An 18,324-nucleotide genomic window follows, 5' to 3' on the forward strand; every position below is an offset into this window, starting at 1 on the left:
GCCCGGATGGGGAACCGGGGGGAGCACCTTGCGCCCGTTCGCGTCGCCGGATGCGCACCCTGTCCTTCGGTCCGGGAGGACGGGAGGAGCACACCTCATGGCGACGATGGACGTGATGCGTGGGCCGGGCATGGAGCGGCTGTCGCGTGGCGCGAAGGAAGCCGCGAACCACCCGTGGGCGAAGAAGCTGGGACGCATGGGCTACGCGGCCAAGGGCTGCGTCTACGCCATCATCGGCGTGCTCGCGCTGAAGCTCGCGGCGGGCGAGGGCGGACGTGCCACGGACAGTCACGGCGCTGTCGCCACCGTGGCGCACGGGCCCTTTGGCATCGCGCTCCTGTCGCTCCTGGCCGTGGGCCTGGTCGGCTACGTCATCTGGCGCTTCGCGCAGGCGTTCGCGGACACGGAGGACAAGGGCTCGGACGCGAAGGGCATTGCCGCGCGCGCCATGTACTTCATCAGCGGCGTCATCTACGGCTCGCTGGCGCTGTTCGCCGTGAAGACCGTGGTGGGGTCGTCACAGGGCAAGGGCAAGGGCACCCAGGGCTGGACGGCGACGCTGATGGAGCAGCCCTTCGGCCGCGTCCTGGTGGTGCTGGTGGGGCTGGGCATCATCGGCTTCGCGGTGAAGCAGTTCCACACGGCCTGGAAGGCGAAGTTCCGGGAGAAGCTCACGCTCACCGGCCTGGCGGCGGCGCATCAGCACCGCGTGGAGCGGGTGTGCCAGTTCGGCATCGCCGCGCGAGGCGTGGTGTTCACCGTCATCGGCGGCTTCCTGGTGCTCGCGGGTGTGGACGCGAACCCGGGTGAGGCCAAGGGCCTGGGAGAGGCCCTGGCCGTCGTCGCCCGCCAACCCGCGGGCGACGTGCTCCTGGGGGTGGTGGCGGCGGGCCTGGTGGCCTACGCCGCCTACCTGTTCCTCCAGGCGCGCTACCGCCAGCTCTAGAAGAGGTTCCAGAGGTACTGGTTGGTCACCTCGTGGTGGAACTGGATCTCCGCGTCCTTCACGCGGGTCCCCAACTGCTTGGGGCAGCGGTCCGCGGAGGCCACCTTCAGCTCCGCGTACTTGCTCTGCACCTGCTCACCCAGCGTCTGCGCGACGAACTGGCTGCCCTTGAAGAAGCGCACCGCGTCGTAGATGTTGTCCGGCAGGAAGCGCGTGCGGCTGCGCTTGGTCTCCGCGTCCTCCTGCGGCTGCGGGCCCTCCAGGCCGGTCTTCAGCAGCGTGAAGAGCACCATGTACGGGTTCGCGTCCGGCGCCACCGAACGGCACTCGACGCGCGCGCTGCGCTCGTTGCCGAACGGGATGCGCACCATGGCGCCGCGGTTGTTCGCGGAGGCCTTGATCTGGTTGGGCGCCTCGTAGTGCGGATCCAGGCGGCGGTACGAGTTCACGCTGGAGTTGAGGACGAGGCAGATGTCGTTCGCATTGGTGAGGATGCGGTCGATGAACTCCCAGCCCATGGACGACAGGCCGTCCTGGCCGGCCTTGTCGTAGAAGAGGTTCTTGCCGCCCTTGGACAGCGACATGTTGATGTGCATGCCGTTGCCGTTCACGCCCGTGACGGGCTTGGGCAGGAAGCTGGCCGTCAGCCCCTGCTGCGCGGCCACCTGACGGCAGAGCAGCTTGTAGAGCTGGATCTGGTCGGCGGCGACCAGCGCCTCGCTGTAGGAGAAGTTCATCTCGAACTGCGAGGGCGCCACCTCCGGGTGGTCCTTCTCGTTCTCGAAGCCCATGGCGCGCTGCGCTTCCGCGGCCTTGTCGATGAAGGTGCGCAGCCCGTCGCCCGGCAGCGCGTGGTAGTAGCCGCCGATGGAGATGAACTCGAACTTGCCCTCTTCGTGGTAGTGGCGCTCGGCGTCACGGTTCTTGAAGAGGAAGCCTTCGATCTCCGGCGCCGCGTGGAACACGGTTCCGTCCTTCTGGAACAGCGCTTCCGTGGCGCGCTTGAGCTGGCCGCGCATGTCCGAGTGGTACGGCGTGCCGTCGCGCTCCAGCACCTCGCAGAACGCGAGCACCTTGCCGGGGCCGAAGATGTCCGACGGCAGCCAGTAGAACGCGCTCCAGTCCACGTTCAGGCGCAGGTCGCTCTCCGCCTGCGCGGAGAAGCCGCGGATGGAGGAGCCGTCGAAGGTGAGGTTGTCCGCGCTCTTGAGGAGGAACTTCTTGTCGTAGTCCAGCATGTGCAGCCGACCTTCCAGGTCGGTGAAGCACACGGTGACGGCCTTGATGCGCTTCTCGTCGGTCAGGTACTTGATCCGCTCCTCGCGGATCTTGTCCGGCGACTCGCGCTTGATGCGCTGGCGCTTCACCTTGAGGTTGAGTTCCTCCAGCTCGTCGTAGGGAATCTCCAGGAAATCCCGCAGCGGCTTCTGCTCCATGGTCCTGCCTCCAGGCGTGTCCCCGGTTCCGGAATACCGGCGGAGACATCAAAAGCACGGGCGCAGGTATTTACATTCCGCGACGCGAAATCAAGCCTAATTTCGGAGGACTGAAGGCTAAAGGTCGTGTTGGGGCGCGCACGGACGCTCGAACGTCAAGGGACGGGGTGTCTGACGCCCCGGCCAGTGGACACTGCGCGCCGCGCTGCGTTGACCGCGTGTCTGCATTCGGACGTCCCGGCTACGGGAGGGGCACGAGCCCCTGCTCGGGCAGGGCGGTGCCGGCGGGCCAGAGCACGTACGCGGCCCCCCGGGAGTGCTGCCAGGCACGCCACAGCTCGGCGCGGGGGTAGGTGGCGCTGGTGGTTTCGTTGGAGCCGAAAGCAGGATCGTTGACGACGACGTCGCCGGTGTCGGTGAAGCCCTTCACGACGATGAGGTGGCCGTCGGTGCGGCGGGCGGCGCCGCCGGGGAGCTCGCCGGGTTCATAGGCGATGCTGATGCTGACGGGGATGCCGGCGGCGATGAGGCGCTCCACGGGAGCGAACGAGTCGAAGCGGGCGACGAGTCCGTGCAGGGCGCCGTTGGACATGCTGGAGGCGTAGGCGGTGTTGAAGGCCCAGTTGCCGGTGCCCTTGTAGACCCAGTCATAGGTGTGGGCGGCGGCGGTGGGCACGGGGTGCTCCAGGTCCGTGCGGCCCAGCTTCCGGCTCCAGTAGCCGAGCAGCATGGTGGTGGACGTGGGGGAGCACCAGACCTCGCCGCCGTCGGGGTAGATCATCTGCGAGTAGCCCGGCACGTCGAGCACGGTGCCCCACCCGGTGCGGTCCGACGTGGCGTCCTCGGGCTTGAGGCGCGTGTCGGTGACGGCGGCGGCGAGCGCGCGGACGCGGGGGCTTACGTCCGCGCGTTCGGAGAAGAGGTGGACGGTGACGCGCAGGGCGTCCGCGCGGCGCTTGAGGTTGAGGGTGTCGGTGAGGACGTTGCCGTCGGCGTCGCCCTGGCCGTCCACGCTGTGGCGCGCGACGGTGGTGGTGTCGAAGGCCCAGACGCCCAGCTCGTAGTCCTTGGTCCAGGTGCCTTCGATGCGGGCGGAGACGGTGAGCTTCACCCAGGTGCCGGGAGGCGTCTGGGCGTCGAAGGAGGGCACCACGCTGTCGAAGCCGCCGGGGACGGACTGGACCTCGGAGGTGGCGGTACCGACGCGGAAGGTGCCGCCGTTGTAGAAGCTGCCGCCGTCGAGCCAGCCGCCCGCGGGGAACGGATCGGTGCCGTCCTTCGCGGTGGAGGGGTCCAGCTCCAGCGCGCCGTCGGCGGTGACGCGAGTGCCGTCACGGGAGAAGCGCGCGAGGTCGCCCGCCACGGAAGTCTTCTGCCACAGGCGCGCGGGCGAGCCTGCTTCCGGAGACGCGTCCGGAGAGGCCGACGGCGGCGAGGAGGCGCAGGCCCAGATGCAGGTGGCCAGCAGGACGGCGGAGAGGACGCGAGCGCGGGCGTTCACGCGCTCGATTGTCGCAAACGCCTGTGAGGTGCCTCAAGTCGGATTCCTGGAAAGTCCGGCCGGGCGGACAGATGCCGGTCCAGGAGCTGGAATGTCAGACGCGGTTGTTAGAGCGCCGTGCGCGACTCCGCGGGTCGCCGCGATGAACCACGCCCCTCTCTACACGGTTGAGTTCTACGAGGAGGCGAATGGCTCCTCGCCCGTCTTCAAATGGATGACAGAGGACCTCTCTCCAGCGCAGCGGCGCGTTGTGACCGCGGCGTTGGAGCAGCTTGTCGCGCCAATGGGCCCCGACATCGTGGGCACCGAGTTTGGCAAGAACCTGGGAGGCGGCGTCATTGAGCTGCGCCTGCGGCAAGACGCGGCGCAACTCCTGAAACGCGTTGGCAAACCGTCCGGGGAACCTCATCCAGAGGACATGGGCGAGGAGATTCTCCTTCGCATCTTCTTCCATCCGCATGGACTCAAACGGGCATTGGTGCTCCACGGCTACGACAAGGGGCGCAACCCGTCCAAGCGATACCAGCAGCAGCAGATTGCTATCGCGGAGGCTCGGTTGGTCCGGTTCAAACAGCGCGAGAAGCAGCGGAACAAGGGGGCAGGGAAGCCGAAGAGCGGGAAGTACCGTTTGCTCCTTATGGGTTATAGGAATATCCTTCTGGTTGGAGGACTCGTGCGCACCCTCAAGAACCTGACTGCTTTCGTGGAGAAGGAAGCCGCGGCGGAGGGACCTGCCGCTCAAGCGGAGCTTCAGGCCCAGCGCGACCGTTTCCGCATCGCCCGGGAGCTGGCCATGCTGCGGAAGGCGCAGGGCTTGACGCAGGCGCAGCTCTCCGTGAGGTCGGGCGTGCCCCAGAGCGAGATCAGCAAGCTTGAGTCAGGAAAGGCGAATGCCACGGAGCTGACGCTGTTCAGGGTGGCGCATGCGATGGGCCATGCGTTCCGGCTGGAGCCTGTCGGGCGCAGCCCCCGCCGCTCCGTCGCCATGAAGAAGGGCCGCATCATGCGGAAGGGGGCGCCCCGGTCACGCGAGCTCAAGCCCGCGTGACGGGCGGTGCTGGCTCAGGGGGGCGCGCCGGGCGGACCGCACGTCTCCTCGCCGCCCTGGAGCACGTGGCTTTCCATCTCGCGGACCTCTCCGGACGCGGACACGTGGAAGACGTGCTGCGTGATGGGGATGTCCCCGTCGCATTGGATGCCCTGGAAGCCGATGATGTCGTAGCTGCCGTCCGCGTTCGCCTTCACGCCCCCCTGGTCCACGTCGTAGCAGAGGAAGTCGTAACCCATCGCGTAGACCATCAGGACGGCCTCCTGCTCCGTGTCGATGGTCCCCAGCACCTCCCGGACAGAGGCCGACGTGGAATGGGTCCGCACCTGGTCCCCCTGCGTCGTGAGCAGGAAGCGGAAGGAGCAGGTGTCCGCGTAACAGGAGGAGTTGAAGCCCTCGGAAGGCCGTGCCGCATCCACGGCGGCCTGACACGCGGGGACGTCGGTGGCGGTCGCGCAGGCCTGCCCCCAGGAGGCGATGCTGCCGGAGGCCGGGCCCTCCGTAGGCGCCGGCTCGCGCGTGCTGCGGACCTGGACCGCATCCAGCCCCGCCGCGGGACGAAGGATGTCGAAGAGCGGATGGCGGCTCCACCAATACGCGCAGTCGACCTGCCTGTATCCGTCCGTGTCCGCCGAGGAAGCACAGCCGGCCAGCAGCAGCGTCATGCCCACCAGCGCTCGTGAGAAGTGGCTGCTCATGCCCAGAGGTCCTGTTCCAGCGTGTCCAGCAGTGCCAGGGCCGCCTCGGGCGTGGGCATGCCCGCCATCGTGATGACGCTCGCGTCGAGCGGCACCGCGACGTCCTCGCGCAAGGCCGCCACCGCGCGCTTCTGGGCCTCGCGCAGCGTTGCGCGCTCCTCCGCGGACAGGCGCGGCCGGGCCCACTGGTCGATGTCCCATGACAGGGCCGCGTGCCGCGTCTCGTCCTCCGCGATGCGGACCATGGCCTCTCTCACCTCCAGGTCGCGCGCGTGCAGTGCCTGATGGTGCGCGAGCAGCGCGCCGTACGTCTCGCGCACGCAGCCCTCCACCGCGTTCTCCAGGGCTACGTCCGCAAGGGAGCGCGGAGGCAACTCCTCCACCACCGGACGCTGGGGCGTGCCACCGAAGCGGTGCGCGAGCCGCTCCGTCACCCGGGCGTGCTGGACCTCCTCCATGGCGCTGCGGCGTGCAGCGTCCTGGAGGCCCACGTCCGCGCCGTGCAACGCCAGCTCATCCCGCAGCCGCAGGAACGCGTGCACCGACGCCGCCTCCAGGTGCGCCGCGTTCGCGAAGTAGCGGCCCAGCGCCTCCGGGCTCTCGCAGGCCTCCGCGACCTGGAGCCCCACCGGCCGCCGGCCGATGTTGCAGTTGGGGTCTCCCTTCTCCAGCACGCGCTTCTCCTGCTCCTGGAGCTCGCCGGAAGCGGAGACCCGCACCACGTGCTGCGTCAGCTCCGTGCCCGGCCCGCAGGCGTAGCCCTTAGTCCCGATGACGTTGAAGCTGCCATCCGCGTTCTTCTTCACCGCGCCGTACTTCAGCTCGGAGCAGCTCACGTTGTAGCCCGCGGCGAAGGTCTTGAGCACCGCCTCCTGTTCCGTGTCGATGGTCCCCAGCACCTGCTGGAGCTCCTCCAGCGTCGAGTGCGTCTTCACCTCGTCGCCCCGGGTCGTCACCAGGTAGGCCGCGGAACAGAAGTCCACGCAGACGTCGTGGAAGCCGGCGGGGACGTTCGCGTTCTCCAGCGCGGCCGTGCACGCGGGGACGTCGGTGGCCGTCGCGCAGGGCTCGCCGGCGGAGCTCACGTTGACATAGGAGGTGGGCGGCTGGCCGCCGTTGGAGTTGATGTAGCGCAGCTGCACGAAGTCCGGCTCCGGCGTCAGCGTCAGGTCACTGACGGCCAGGCCCTGAACCGAGCACGGGACCGCCGAGTAGTCCTTCAGGTCCACACTGCCCTCCGTGCCGTCACAGCCCGCCAGCACCAGCGGTGTGGCGAGCGAGGCGTGCAGGGCCCGCGAGAAGAGACGGCGCAGTCGATGGATGTTCAAGGGAGGCTCGTGGAAAGGAAGTGTGCTCGGAGCCCTGAGCAATGCGGATGCCAGTGCGGCGTCCCTGGGAAGCTCCCCTAGGGAACGCCGGGAGGGGCTCGGAAAATTGAGGGGGGCAGGACCTGGACGCCGCGCTCGCGGCCGGTAGGGCAGACCGGGTCTCCCTCCTCCAGGACGCGCGTCTCCAGCTTCTGGACCGTACCGGCCGCGGTCACCTTCAGCACGTACTGCGTCAGCTTCGTGCCCGGTCCGCAAGCGTAGCCATTCGTCCCGATGACATTGAAGCTCCCATCCGCGTTCTTCTTCACCGCTCCCTGCTCCTGGGTCCCGCAGACGAAGGAGTAGTTGGATGCGAAGGCCTGGAGCACCGCCTCCTGTTCCGTGTCGATGGTGCCCAGCAACCGCTGGAGCTCTGCCTGAGACGAATATGTCTTCACCTCGTCACCCCGGGTCGTCACCAGGAAGTGCTGGCGGCATTCGCGCGTGCAGTCGTAGTGGAAGCCGGTGGTGACGGTCGCGTCCTCCAGCGCGGCCTCACACGCGGGGACGTCCGTGGCCGTCGCGCAAGGCTGGCCGGAGGAACTCACGCTGACAAAAGGGATGTGCTCCGAGTCTCCACGGGTGTCGGGGTCGAAGGAGCGCAGTTGCACGAAGTCCGGTGCCGACGTCAGCTTCAGGTCGCTGACGGAGATGCCCTGCTCCGTGCAAGCGATCTCCGAGTAACCCGTCAGGTCCACGCTGCCCTCCAGTCCCCCACAGCCCGCCAGCATCAGGGGCAGGGCGAGCGGGAAGAGACGGCGCAGTCGATGGAGGTTCAAGAGAGGCTCCTGGGTAGGACGTGTGCCGGGGCCCTGAGCAATCTGGATGCCATGGCGACCTGGAGCCCTACTGGCCGGCAGGGCAGACCGTTGCTCCCTCCTCCAGGATGCGCGTCTCCAGCTCCTCGACCTCACCGGAGGCCGTCACCTTCAGCACGTGCTGCCGCAGCTCCGTGCCCGGCCCGCAGGCATACCCATTGGTCCCGATGACATGGAAGCTGCCATCCGCGTTCTTCTTCACCGCCCCCTGCTCCTTGTTCCCGCAGACGAAGGAGTATCGGGTCGCGAAGGCCTTGAGCACCGCCTCCTGTTCGGTGTCGATGGTGCCCAGCAACTGCTGGAACTCCTCTTTCGTCGAGTGTGTCTTCACCTCGTCACCCCGGGTCGTCACCAGGAAGTGGGACTTGGTGCAGCCGCCCTTGCCCATGCAGCTGAAGTGGAAGCCGCTGTTGGGGGTGGGTCTTGCGTTCTCCAACGCGGTCTCACACGCGGGGATGTCCGTGGCCGTCGCGCAAGGCTGGCCGGAGGAACTCACGCTGAGGGGAGCGGGGGGCGCCGCGTCGTCCTCGGTGTAGGAGTCGAAGAAGCTCAGTTGCACGAAGTCAGGCTCCGGCGTCAGCGTCAGGTCGCTGACGGAGATGCTCTGACCCGTGCACGCGATCTCCGAGTAGCCCTTCAGGTCCACGCTGCCCTCGGGTCCGCCACAGCCCGCCAGCACCAGGGGCAGGGCGAGCGAGGCCGCCCGCACGAAGAGACGACGCAGTCGATGGAGGTTCATGGACAACTCCCAGGCAAGGTGTGTGTCCGGGAGGCAGAGCAATGCGGATGCCAGGGCCGCTTCCCTGTGAAGGCCCCCATCCATGCTGCTTGGAAAGCTGAGAAGGACTTGGAAAGTTGAGGGGGGCGAGGCCTAGGCGCCGCGCTTCCGGGCCCGGCCACGAGGCGTGCGCGGCTGTTCGATGAGCACGGCCAGCCCGTCCAGGATGCGCTCCAGGCCAAAGGCATACGCATGGTCCGGGTCGTACGCGGCACCATGGGCCTTGCCCGCGGCGGAGCCCACGCGGGACGCGATGGGGTAGCGCTCCGGGTCGGACATGCGCGTGAGCAGCGGCTCGTTCGCCTTCCACCAGGCCTCGTCGCTCATCTGGGACTCGAGCCGCGCGGCGCGCTGATCCAGGGCCGCCCGGGCGGAGGACTCCACGAAGCCCAGCACGAACGTCAACGCCGCGTCCTGCGCCACGTCGTCCAGGCCCACGCCTTCGAGCGCCTGGAGCTCGTACTCGTACTTGGCCATCTGGCCCGGGCCCAGGGGCGGGCGCGTGGTGGACACTTCAGCGAGCCAGGGGTGCCCGGTGAACAGGGCCCGGTTGTCGTGGGCCACGGCCTCCAGCCGCGAGCGCCAGTCCCGGCCCTTCGGCTTGCGCCGGGCCATGCCCGCGTAGAGGGTGTCGAGCATCACGTCGATGAGCTCCGCCCGCCCGGGCACATAGGTGTAGAGCGCCATGGGCGCGATGCCGAGCTTCCCCGCGAGCGCCCGCATCGTCACCGCGTCCAGCCCCTCCGCGTCCGCCAGCGCCACCGCCGCTTCGACGACGGCGGTGACGGTGAGCGCCTGCTTCGGACCCCGCTTGCCCTGGGAGGGGAGGGAGTCCCGCCACAGCAGCTCCAGCGTCCGGGTGGGGTCTCCCATGCTGCTGCGATGCGATGCCATGCGCCGGATTCTTCCAACGCCGCGACCTTGACGTGCAACTACGTACGTCGTACGTAGATTGAGCCGTGCCACTCATGGGGAGGACCGTTCATGCGAGTCACCGCTTCCGCCGTGTCCCTGAATGTCGATGACGTGGAGGCCTCCGCCTCCTTCCTGAAGCGCCACTTCGGCTTCACGGAGGCGATGGCCGCGGACGGCTTCGTGTCCCTGGCCCGGCCCGACGTGGGCTTCAACGTCATCTACCTGCGCACGGGCCTGAAGACGCTCAAGCCGGAGTCCCTGAAGACGCGCCGGGCGGATGGGCTCATCGTCGCGTTCGTCGTGGACGACATCGACGCGGAGTACGCACGCATCCAGGCGGAGGGCGTGAAGGTCCTGACGCCCATCGAGACGGAGGAATGGGGCGAGCGCTACTTCCAGGTCGCTGACGCGAACGGCGTCATCATCCAGCTTGTCCAATGGATGCACCCGCCGGGCACCACGGCATCCTGAGCTCCAGGCATCCGGGCAGGTTGTCTGCCTCTGGCTCTGGCTCCGACTTGTGAGGCAGCCGAAGCGTTTGCCGGATGTCAGACCGAGTGGATAGCGTGCAGCTCATGCCGGACATCCGCCTGCCTGCCGAAGCGAAGTACAAGAACGAGCTGGACGCACTCGCCGCGCATGACGACAAGCCCCGCCCACCGGGTTGGGCGCTGTCGCCTCGCGCCGTGGAGACGTACATCCTGGGCAGCCCCAAGCCCGTGGGGGGCGTGGCCATCACGCCCAAGTACGTGGGCGACAAGGGGCTCATCCAGGTGTGCATCGCCACGCTCGCGTCGGACCGCGCGCTGATGCTCGTGGGCGAGCCGGGCACCGCGAAGAGCTGGCTGTCGGAGCACCTCTCCGCGGCCATCAGCGGCACGTCCGCGCTCGTCGTCCAGGGCACGGCGGGGACCAGCGAGGACCACATCAAGTACTCGTGGAACTACGCGCTGCTGCTCGCGCAGGGCCCCACGCCGGAGGCGCTGGTGCCGTCGCCCATCCTGCGCGCCATGCGCACGGGCAAGTTCGCCCGCTTCGAGGAGGTCACGCGCACGTCGCCGGAGATTCAAGACTCGCTCATCTCCATCCTGTCGGAGAAGCAGGTGTCGGTGCCGGAGCTGGGTGAGGTGACGAGCGCGCAGCGCGGCTTCAACCTCATCGCCACCGCGAACACGCGCGACCGCGGCGTCAACGAGATGAGCGCCGCGCTCAAGCGCCGCTTCAACTTCGTCACCGTGCCGGTGGTGGAGGACCTGGAGCAGGAGATTCAAATCGTCACCAAGCGCGAGGCGGAGCTGCGCACGGACTACCAGGTGGGCGTGCCGCCGCCGGAGGAGCTGTCGCGCGTGCTGCTGACGCTCTTCCACGAACTGCGCAAGGGCGTGACGAAGGACGGCAAGACGAAGGTGCGCACGCCGGGCGCGGTGCTGTCCACGGCGGAGGCCATCAGCGTGCTGTTCAACAGCTCCATCCTCGCGCAGCAGTTCGGCTCCGGGACGGTGACGTCTCAGGAGCTGGCGGCGTCGCTGGTGGGCGCGGTGGTCAAGGAGCAGGAGGACGACGTGAAGGCGCTGCGCGAGTACATGGAGACGGTGGCCAAGGGCCGCACGGGCCCGTGGAAGGAGCTGTACTCCGCGAGCAAGAAGCTCTTGAGGGGCTGATGGACCTGGCACTGCTCTCCCGGGTGCAGCACTTCCCGGTCCGTCACCACTCGCCGCGCACCACCGCGGTGCTCCTGAAGTGGCTGGAGCGCGTGAAGCCCTCCGTCGTCCTGGTGGAGGGCCCCTGCGACGCGACGGCGCTGGTGGACGTGCTGTGCGACGCGCAGACGCGGCCGCCCGTGGCCATCCTGGGCTACCGCACGGACGGCACGCCGTCCTCGTCGCTGTGGCCCTTCGCGGCGTACTCGCCGGAGTACCAGGCGCTGAAGTGGGCCCGGGCGAACGGCGCGCGGGCGGAGTTCATCGACATACCGGTGGGCGTCAGCCTCGCGGTGGACCGCCACGAGCCCGGCCTGGGCGTGGAGTCGGAGGCCACGGAGGAGGGCGCGGCCATCCCCGATGAGGCGATGCCGCTCACGGAGGCGTTCGCGCGCTCGCAGGGGTTCCGCTCCTTCGAGGAGTTCTGGGAGGCGTCCTTCGAGGCGCCGGACTGGAACCCGGAGCAGTTCCGGCCGGTGCTCACCGCCTGGGCGGACGTGGTCAACGCGGGGCCCCGGCCGGGCTACCACCGCCAGCGCGACGCCTTCATGGCGCGCAAGGTGCTGGAGGTGGTGGCGGGCGGCGTGGCGCCGGAGAAGGTGGCGGTGGTGGCGGGCGCGGCGCACACCGCGGCGTTCCTCGCGGGGGACGTGGATCCGAAGGAGGAGGCGAAGCTGCCCGAGGCCGGGCCGTGCGCGGTGACGGTGATTCCGTACAGCTTCCCGCGCCTGGCGGAGCAGCTGGGGTACGGCGCGGGCAACCGGGCGCCGCACTTCTACCAGAAGGCCCACGAGGCGGACTGCGACTTCCGGCGGGCCACGCTGGAGGTGCTGCTGGACTTCGCATCCCACCTGCGGATGCGCGGCTTCTCCGCGTCGCTGTCGGACGTGCTGGAGGCGTACCGGCTGGCGGTGACGCTGTCGGATCTGCGCGAGAAGAGCGCCCCGGGCCTGGACGAACTGCGCGAGGCCACCGTGGCCACGCTGTGCCGTGGCGACGCGACGCACGTGGACAGCTTCCTGTGGAAGAGCGTCATCGGCCACGAAGTGGGGCAGGTGGCGAGCCGCATCGGGCAGAACTCGCTCCAGGCGGAGTTCTGGCGCGAGGTGGGCGAGCGGCGGCTGCCGCGCACGGACAGCCCGGAGACGTTCACGCTGCGGCTCAACAACCCGGTGGAGGTGGGCTCCTCCGTGTTCCTCCACCGGCTGCGCGTGGCGGGCATCCCGTACGCGTCGCTGTCCGGGACGGGCTCGTCGCGCAAGCAGGGCGCGGAAGGCGAGGCCGGCGGCTACGCGGCGCTCACCCGCGTGCGCGAGGCCTGGCAGGCGCAGTGGACGCCGTCCACGGACGTGGCGCTGGTGGAGAAGATTGTGTTGGGCGACTCGCTGGAGGGCGTGACGACGCGCGTGCTCCAGGAGCGGCTGACGCAGGCGAAGACGACGGCGGAGGCGGCGGACGTGCTCCTGGAGTCCGTCATCACCGGCTGCTCGCAGACGGTGGCGCAGGCGCTCAAGGCCTGTGACGCGCACGCGGCCACGGACGCGGACCTGCCGTCGCTGGCGAGCGCGGCTCGGGCGCTGTCAGGGTTGATGGCCTATGGCACCTCTCGCGCGCACTCGGACGTGGGCGACGAGGCGGTGGCGGCCCTGGGGGAGAAGACCTTCGGCAGGGCGCTCCTGCGCGTGAAAGAGGCCAGCGCCTGCGCTCCGGAAGGAGTGCCCCCGGTGCTGGAGGCGCTGCGCACGCTGCATGAAGTGGCGCTGTCCCAGCCGCGCGCGGACAAGGAGGGCTGGCTGACGGAGGCTCGCGGGTTGATGGAGAGCCACGCGGTGCACCCGGCCACTTCGGGTCTGGCCACGGGCCTGTTGTACCTGGCGCGCGAGCTGCCGGAGGCGGAGGTGGCGCTGGAGGTGGGCCGGCGGCTGTCCGCGGCGGTGGAGCCTGTGGACGCGGCGGCGTACCTGGAGGGCTTCCTCCAGGTGAACGCGCTGGTGCTGGTGAAGAGCCGCGACGTGGTGAAGGCGCTGGATGACTTCCTCACCAGCGTGGAGCCGGAGCGCTTCCGGCAGACGCTGCCGGTGCTGCGCCGGGCGCTGGGCGCGCTGGGGGCCACGGAGCGCCGCTACCTGATGGAGAACGTGATGGGCGTGCGCCAGTTGAAGGACAAGGGCCGCGCGGTGAAGGCGGTGCTGGAGGAGAAGGACAAGGCGACGCTGAAGGACCTGAGCGCGGACCTGGGCAAGGCGCTCGACGACCTGGATGACCTGCTATGAGCGTGGACCCCAAGGACCTGGACCCGAAGGACCGCGACGCGCTGTTGCGCTGGCGGCTGGCGCTGGGCCCGGAGGCGGAGAAGACGGGGTCGTGCCCGTCCCTGAGCGCGCTGGGCGCCAGCGCGGACACGGTGGACCTCAAGGGCGACGACCTGGAGGGCCTGGATGACGCGCTCTCCTTCGTCTACGGCGAGCGCTCGGCGGGGCGCGGCGGCTCCAAGCCGTACCTGCCCAAGTGGCTGGGCGCGCTGCGCGACTTCTTCCAGGACGACGTCATCGCGCTGGTGCAGAAGGACGCCATCGAGAAGAAGGGGCTCACCCAGCTGCTCTTCGAGCCGGAGACGCTGCCCTTCCTGGACAAGAACCTGGAGCTGGTGACGACGCTGGTGAGCGCGCGGGGGCTCATCCCGGAGCAGGCCAAGGACACCGCGCGCGCCATCATCCGGGAGGTGGTGGAGGACCTGCGCAAGAAGCTGGAGTCCCCGCTGCGCACGGCGGTGCTGGGGGCGCTCCGGCGCGACAGGACGAGCCCCATCCCCATCGCGCGCAACATCGACTGGCGCCGCACCATCCGCTCCAACCTCAAGGGCTGGGACGCGGAGCGCAAGCGCCTCATCCCGGAGCGCTTCTACTTCTGGCCCAACCAGCGCCGTCACCACGAGTGGGACGTGACGCTGGTGGTGGACCAGTCCGGCTCCATGGCGGAGAGCGTGGTGTACAGCTCCGTGATGGCGGCCATCTTCGCGTCGCTGGACGTGCTGCGCACCAGCCTGGTGCTGTTCGACACGGAGATCGTCGACATGACGCCCGTGCTGGCGGACCCGGTGGAGGTGCTCTTCTCCGCGCAGCTGGGCGGCGGCACGGACATCAACCGGGCGGTGGCGTACGCGCAGGAGCACTACGTGCGCCGGCCGGAGAAGACGCTCTTCATCCTCATCACCGACCTGTACGAGGGCGGCAACGCCGAGGAGCTGGTGGCCCGCTTGCGGCAGTTGGTGGACTCACGCTCCAAGGTGCTGTGCCTGCTGGCGCTGTCGGACAGCGGGCGGCCTTCGTATGACCACGCGATGGCGGAGCAGCTCACGGCGCTGGGGATTCCGTGCTTCGGGTGCACGCCGCGCAAGCTGGTGGACGTGGTGGAGCGGGTGATGCGCAACCAGGACCTGGCGCCGCTGCTCGCGTCCAACGACAAGAAGGGGGAGCGTCATGGCTGAGGTGCGGCCCGTCATCGGGATGGGCGGAATGACGGAGATCATCAGCGACAAGGCGGAGCTGGCCAAGGGCGCGGAGCTGTTCGACGGCAAGCAGCTCAGCAACCTGTCGCGCTACGAGAACCGGCTCTTCGCGGACGCGTCGGGCTCCGGGGCGACGCCGTACAAGGTGTCGCTGGTGTTTGGCGAGGCGCGCTCGGACGTGAAGGGGCGGTGCTCGTGCATGGCGGCGCGCTCGCGCCCCTTCTGCAAGCACGCGGCGGCGCTGCTGGTGGCGTGGGCCCGGGCCCCGCAGGCCTTCGTGACGGCGGAGTCGGCCCCGGCCGCGCCCGCGGGCTCCGGCGGCGCGAAGAAGAGCGTGAAGAAGGGCAAGGCCGAGACCGGCGACCTGATGAAGGCGGGCGTGGCGCAGGTGTCCACGCTGGTGCGCGAGCTGGGCCTGTCGGGCGTGGCGTCGCTGGGCGCGGAGCGGCCGGAGCAGGTGCGCGCGCTGGGCGAGGCGCTCCGGGCCAATGGCCTGCGGCGGCTGTCCGCGCGGGCGGTGGAGCTGGCGGGCCTCTTGGACGCGGCGGCGGCCCGCACGGGCACCTTCGAGGCGCCGGTGTACACGGACCTGGTGGCGGACATGCTGCTCACCGCGCGCAAGGTGGAGAAGCACCTGGGCGGCGAGGCGCTGGAGCCCCGCCATGTCGAGGAGCTCATCGGCAAGACGTGGACGAAGAAGGACCGCGCGCCTGTCGAGGGGCTCAAGCTGGTGGAGTACGCGTTCTCCTCCAAGGTGACGCCGGACCGGTTCATGGTCCGCGAGAGCCGCTTCGTGGACCTGGGGTCGGGCGGGCACTACAGCGAGAAGCAGATCCTCCCCGCGAACCTCAAGACGGTGGCGCCGAAGAACAGCCACGCGGGCGCCGTGCTCCAGGGCGCGCACGGAGGGCAGTACCCGGGCTTCGCGCCGCACCGGCTGGATTTGGAGTCGTGGAAGGACGCGCCGTCGGTGGACCGGGCGGCGCTGGAGCGGCTGGTGGAGGTGGCGCTGCCGGACGTGAGCGCGGTGATGACGGCCTTCCAGGAGCACCGCAAGGACGTGTTCGCGCCGGACCTGCTGCCGGTGTCCGTGCGGGTGGAGACGCTGCTCGCCAGCGGGACCCGCTCGCAGTTCGTGGACGGCACGGGGCGCGGCCTCTTCCTGCCGGTGGACCCGTCGCTGGAGGAGCCGCTGTCCACCGCGCTGGAGGACGCGAAGCTCGTGGCGGTGCTGGGCGACGTGGGCCTGGAGGCGGCGCTCCCCACGCTGTTCCCCTCGGCCGTGGTGGTGCGGTCGCCGGAGGGGCTGGACCTGCGCACGCTGGGGCGCGCGGAGGACGCGCCCGTGTCGCCCCGGCGTCGCGCACGCGTGCGGGCGCCCGCGGTGCCGAACGCGCTGCCCCGCAGCGGCTGGGCGGACGCGGCGCGGGCGGCGGGTGCGTCGCGGGCGGCCATCGCGCTGGCGGAGGTGCGCGACGAGCTGGCGGACGCGTTCGCCAGTGGCCTGTCCGCGGTGAGCCCTCGCTCGGTGGAGCCACTGGTGTCCCGGCTGAAGGAGCTGGGGCTGGAGAAGCCGGGCGCGCTGCTGGAGGCGCTGGCGCAGCGGGCGGATCCGGCGGAGCGGCTGGACGACTTCATCAAGGTGTACCAGGTGCTGGGCATCGCGCTGGTGCGGCTGTCGGGCGCGGTGCAGGTGGACCTGTCCCAGCTGGAGTCCGTGCCCACGCACCCGAGCATCCGCGTGCAGAAGCCGGACGAGGTGCTGACCCCGGGCGAGGCCATGGTGCGCCGGGCGCGCGGGGAGCTGACGCGCTACGAGGCGGCGGCGCACGCGGCGCGCTACTACGCGAGCCTGGGCGCGGACGTCCTGGCGCGGGAGTTCTACCCGACGTGGAGCGACGGCGCGGCGAGCGCCTTCGTGGCGCGGACGGTGGCGGCGCTGGGCGAGAGCGCGCTGGGCGCGGTGCGGAGCGCGCTGGGCGAGCACCACAGCCGCATGGTGCGCCGCACCGCCATCCGCGTGCTGGGCGCGATGGGCGGAGTGCAGGCGCGGCGCGAATTGGATGCGGTGACGCGCAAGGGCCATGACATGGGCCTGCGCCTGTTCGCGAAGGAGACGCTGGAGGACGTGCAGGCCCGCGAGACGGGCGAGGCGGCGGTGTTGGAGCTCTCGAAGCGCCGCAAGGAGAAGGCGGTGCCGCTGATGCAGGCGGCGCTGTCCGAGACGACGAAGGACTCGCGCGGGGCGGCCGTGGCCATGCTGGCGGACCTGGGCACGGTGGCCATGCCCGTGCTGCGCCAGGTGCTGCACGGAGACCCGGCGCGCGAGGTGCGGCGCGAGGCGGCGGAGGCGCTGGCCCGGATGGGGGACGCGGAGGTCCTCGACCGGTTCATCCTCATGGTGCAGGGGCGCGGCCACGACGACGTGGAGGCCAAGCACGCCGTGTACGCGCTGGGCATGCTGGGCGACGTGCGTGGCGCGGAGGCCCTGCTGCTGGCGTTCGTGGACGGGTGGAAGCCCGGCGTCGTCGCGGAGGCCATGCGCTCGCTGGGGCTGGCCCTGCTCCAGCCCGCGCTGGACCTGGCCGAGCGGCGCCCGGAGGAACTGGAGCGCAAGGCGTTCCGGGGCGTCTTCGAGAACTTCCAGCCCACCGACCTGGCCCGGGCGCTGGAGGCCCGTCTCAAGGCGTCCCTCGAGCATCCGGACCTGCTGGCCCGCGCGGCCGTGTACCTGAAGGTCGCGGCCTCCAGTCCGGCGGTGGGCAAGCATATCGCCCAGCGCCTCATGGAGCTTCCCGCCGTGGCCAACGACAAGGCCCTGGCCAAGGCGGCGAAGAAGCTCCTGTGACGCCCCCACCGCGCCGCGACGACACGCTGGAGGAGTTCGAGCTGCCGTTCTTCCAGCGGCTGTCGCTCCAGGTGCAGGGCATCGTCATCGCGTTCGTCCTGCGCGCCACCGACCTGCTGCTGCTGCTGCCGCGCCCCTGGCTCCTGAAGCCGTATCTGGGGTTGTGGTGGCAGCGCATCCTGCGGACGCCCTACCGCTGGCGGCGCACCTTCGAGATGACCCGGGCGCTCCAGACCACGGGCCAGTCCTTCCGTGAGCTGATGTACGGCGAGACGCCGCTGGTGACGGCGCTGTGGTTCCTCAAGAGGGCGGGCGTGGGGCGCGACAGCCGGGTGGTGGACCTGGGCGCGGGGCGCGGACGCGTGCTGCTCGCCGCGCGCTGGTGGGGCGCCGGGGCGCATGGCGTGGAGCTCATCGCGGACCACGTGGCGCGCGTGGCGCCGTGGCTCCATCCCGCGGGCATCACGCTCACCGTGGGCGACATGACCCGCGAGCCCCTGGGAGACGCGACCCACATCTTCTGCAACTGGGTGGCGTTCAGCCCGGAGACCAAGGCCCGGCTCGTCACCCACCTGCGCACCTGCGCGCCCGGCACGCGCATCATCACGGTCACGCGTCCCATCCAGGCGGAAGGCTTCACGGGGCACGTCAGCCACTGGATGCTCTTCACCTGGGGTCTGGAGAAGGTGTGGATCCAGGAATACCTCCCGGGTCCCATCGCCTCACCCTGACACGGGAAGGTCGGATGAGACTCCGCGCCT

The 18,324-nt window shown here is 69.9% G+C and carries 15 protein-coding genes; 8 read left to right on the plus strand and 7 right to left on the minus strand.

The window, feature by feature from the left end; translation table 11 throughout:
* Positions 1-97 precede the first annotated feature (97 nt).
* Positions 98-946, plus strand: coding sequence for a DUF1206 domain-containing protein (locus ACX114_RS04220; RefSeq protein WP_459294963.1), 849 nt, complete (start codon positions 98-100; stop codon positions 944-946).
* On the opposite strand, the gene ACX114_RS04225 is transcribed toward ACX114_RS04220, so the two are convergent.
* A complete protein-coding gene (locus ACX114_RS04225) occupies positions 943-2,382 on the minus strand; it encodes a glutamine synthetase family protein (RefSeq protein WP_459294965.1) in 1,440 nt (479 codons plus the stop codon). The genes ACX114_RS04220 and ACX114_RS04225 overlap by 4 nt on opposite strands.
* A 241-nt stretch (positions 2,383-2,623) precedes the next feature.
* The gene (locus ACX114_RS04230) at positions 2,624-3,883 is read right to left on the minus strand and encodes a C39 family peptidase (RefSeq protein ID WP_459294967.1); all 1,260 of its coding nucleotides are present in this window, start codon (positions 3,881-3,883) and stop codon (positions 2,624-2,626) included.
* 142 nt (positions 3,884-4,025) lie between these two features.
* On the opposite strand from ACX114_RS04230, the gene ACX114_RS04235 reads away from it, so the two are divergent.
* Positions 4,026-4,931, plus strand: coding sequence for a helix-turn-helix domain-containing protein (locus ACX114_RS04235; protein WP_459294969.1), 906 nt, complete (start codon positions 4,026-4,028; stop codon positions 4,929-4,931).
* A 14-nt stretch (positions 4,932-4,945) separates the two neighbouring features.
* On the opposite strand, the gene ACX114_RS04240 is transcribed toward ACX114_RS04235, so the two are convergent.
* The 5 genes from ACX114_RS04240 to ACX114_RS04260 form a co-directional block, all read right to left on the minus strand.
* Positions 4,946-5,629: a hypothetical protein gene (locus tag ACX114_RS04240; RefSeq protein WP_459294971.1), complete on the minus strand. Its 684-nt coding sequence runs from the start codon at positions 5,627-5,629 to the stop codon at positions 4,946-4,948.
* The gene (locus ACX114_RS04245; RefSeq protein WP_459294973.1) at positions 5,626-6,957 is read right to left on the minus strand and encodes a ferritin-like domain-containing protein; all 1,332 of its coding nucleotides are present in this window, start codon (positions 6,955-6,957) and stop codon (positions 5,626-5,628) included. The genes ACX114_RS04240 and ACX114_RS04245 overlap by 4 nt, the downstream gene beginning before the upstream one ends.
* Positions 6,958-7,034: 77 nt before the next feature.
* Positions 7,035-7,775 (minus strand): hypothetical protein, encoded by a 741-nt coding sequence (locus ACX114_RS04250; protein ID WP_459294975.1) that lies wholly within the window; start codon positions 7,773-7,775, stop codon positions 7,035-7,037.
* 67 nt (positions 7,776-7,842) lie between these two features.
* On the minus strand, positions 7,843-8,553 hold the full coding sequence (locus ACX114_RS04255; protein ID WP_459294976.1) for a hypothetical protein: 711 nt from the start codon (positions 8,551-8,553) through the stop codon (positions 7,843-7,845).
* A gap of 132 nt (positions 8,554-8,685) precedes the next feature.
* Positions 8,686-9,486: a TetR/AcrR family transcriptional regulator C-terminal domain-containing protein gene (locus tag ACX114_RS04260; RefSeq protein WP_459294977.1), complete on the minus strand. Its 801-nt coding sequence runs from the start codon at positions 9,484-9,486 to the stop codon at positions 8,686-8,688.
* A 90-nt stretch (positions 9,487-9,576) separates the two neighbouring features.
* Between ACX114_RS04260 and ACX114_RS04265 the strand changes: the two genes are divergently transcribed.
* From ACX114_RS04265 to ACX114_RS04290, 6 genes are all read left to right on the plus strand, one after another.
* Entirely contained in the window at positions 9,577-9,978 is a 402-nt protein-coding gene (locus ACX114_RS04265) for a VOC family protein (protein WP_459294978.1), read from the plus strand.
* Between the two features lie 104 nt (positions 9,979-10,082).
* Positions 10,083-11,168 (plus strand): ATP-binding protein, encoded by a 1,086-nt coding sequence (locus tag ACX114_RS04270; RefSeq protein ID WP_459294980.1) that lies wholly within the window; start codon positions 10,083-10,085, stop codon positions 11,166-11,168.
* Positions 11,168-13,480 carry a DUF5682 family protein gene (locus ACX114_RS04275; RefSeq protein WP_459294982.1) on the plus strand — a complete coding sequence of 771 codons (2,313 nt, stop codon included), beginning with the start codon at positions 11,168-11,170 and terminating at the stop codon, positions 13,478-13,480. Before ACX114_RS04270 ends, ACX114_RS04275 begins: the two co-directional genes overlap by 1 nt.
* Positions 13,477-14,694 (plus strand): VWA domain-containing protein, encoded by a 1,218-nt coding sequence (locus tag ACX114_RS04280; protein ID WP_459294984.1) that lies wholly within the window; start codon positions 13,477-13,479, stop codon positions 14,692-14,694. Before ACX114_RS04275 ends, ACX114_RS04280 begins: the two co-directional genes overlap by 4 nt.
* Positions 14,687-17,563 (plus strand): HEAT repeat domain-containing protein, encoded by a 2,877-nt coding sequence (locus tag ACX114_RS04285; protein WP_459294986.1) that lies wholly within the window; start codon positions 14,687-14,689, stop codon positions 17,561-17,563. Before ACX114_RS04280 ends, ACX114_RS04285 begins: the two co-directional genes overlap by 8 nt.
* The gene (locus tag ACX114_RS04290) at positions 17,560-18,294 is read left to right on the plus strand and encodes a class I SAM-dependent methyltransferase (RefSeq protein ID WP_459294988.1); all 735 of its coding nucleotides are present in this window, start codon (positions 17,560-17,562) and stop codon (positions 18,292-18,294) included. The genes ACX114_RS04285 and ACX114_RS04290 overlap by 4 nt, the downstream gene beginning before the upstream one ends.
* Positions 18,295-18,324: the final 30 nt, after the last annotated feature.

The organism is Corallococcus sp. M7, from assembly GCF_054512695.1.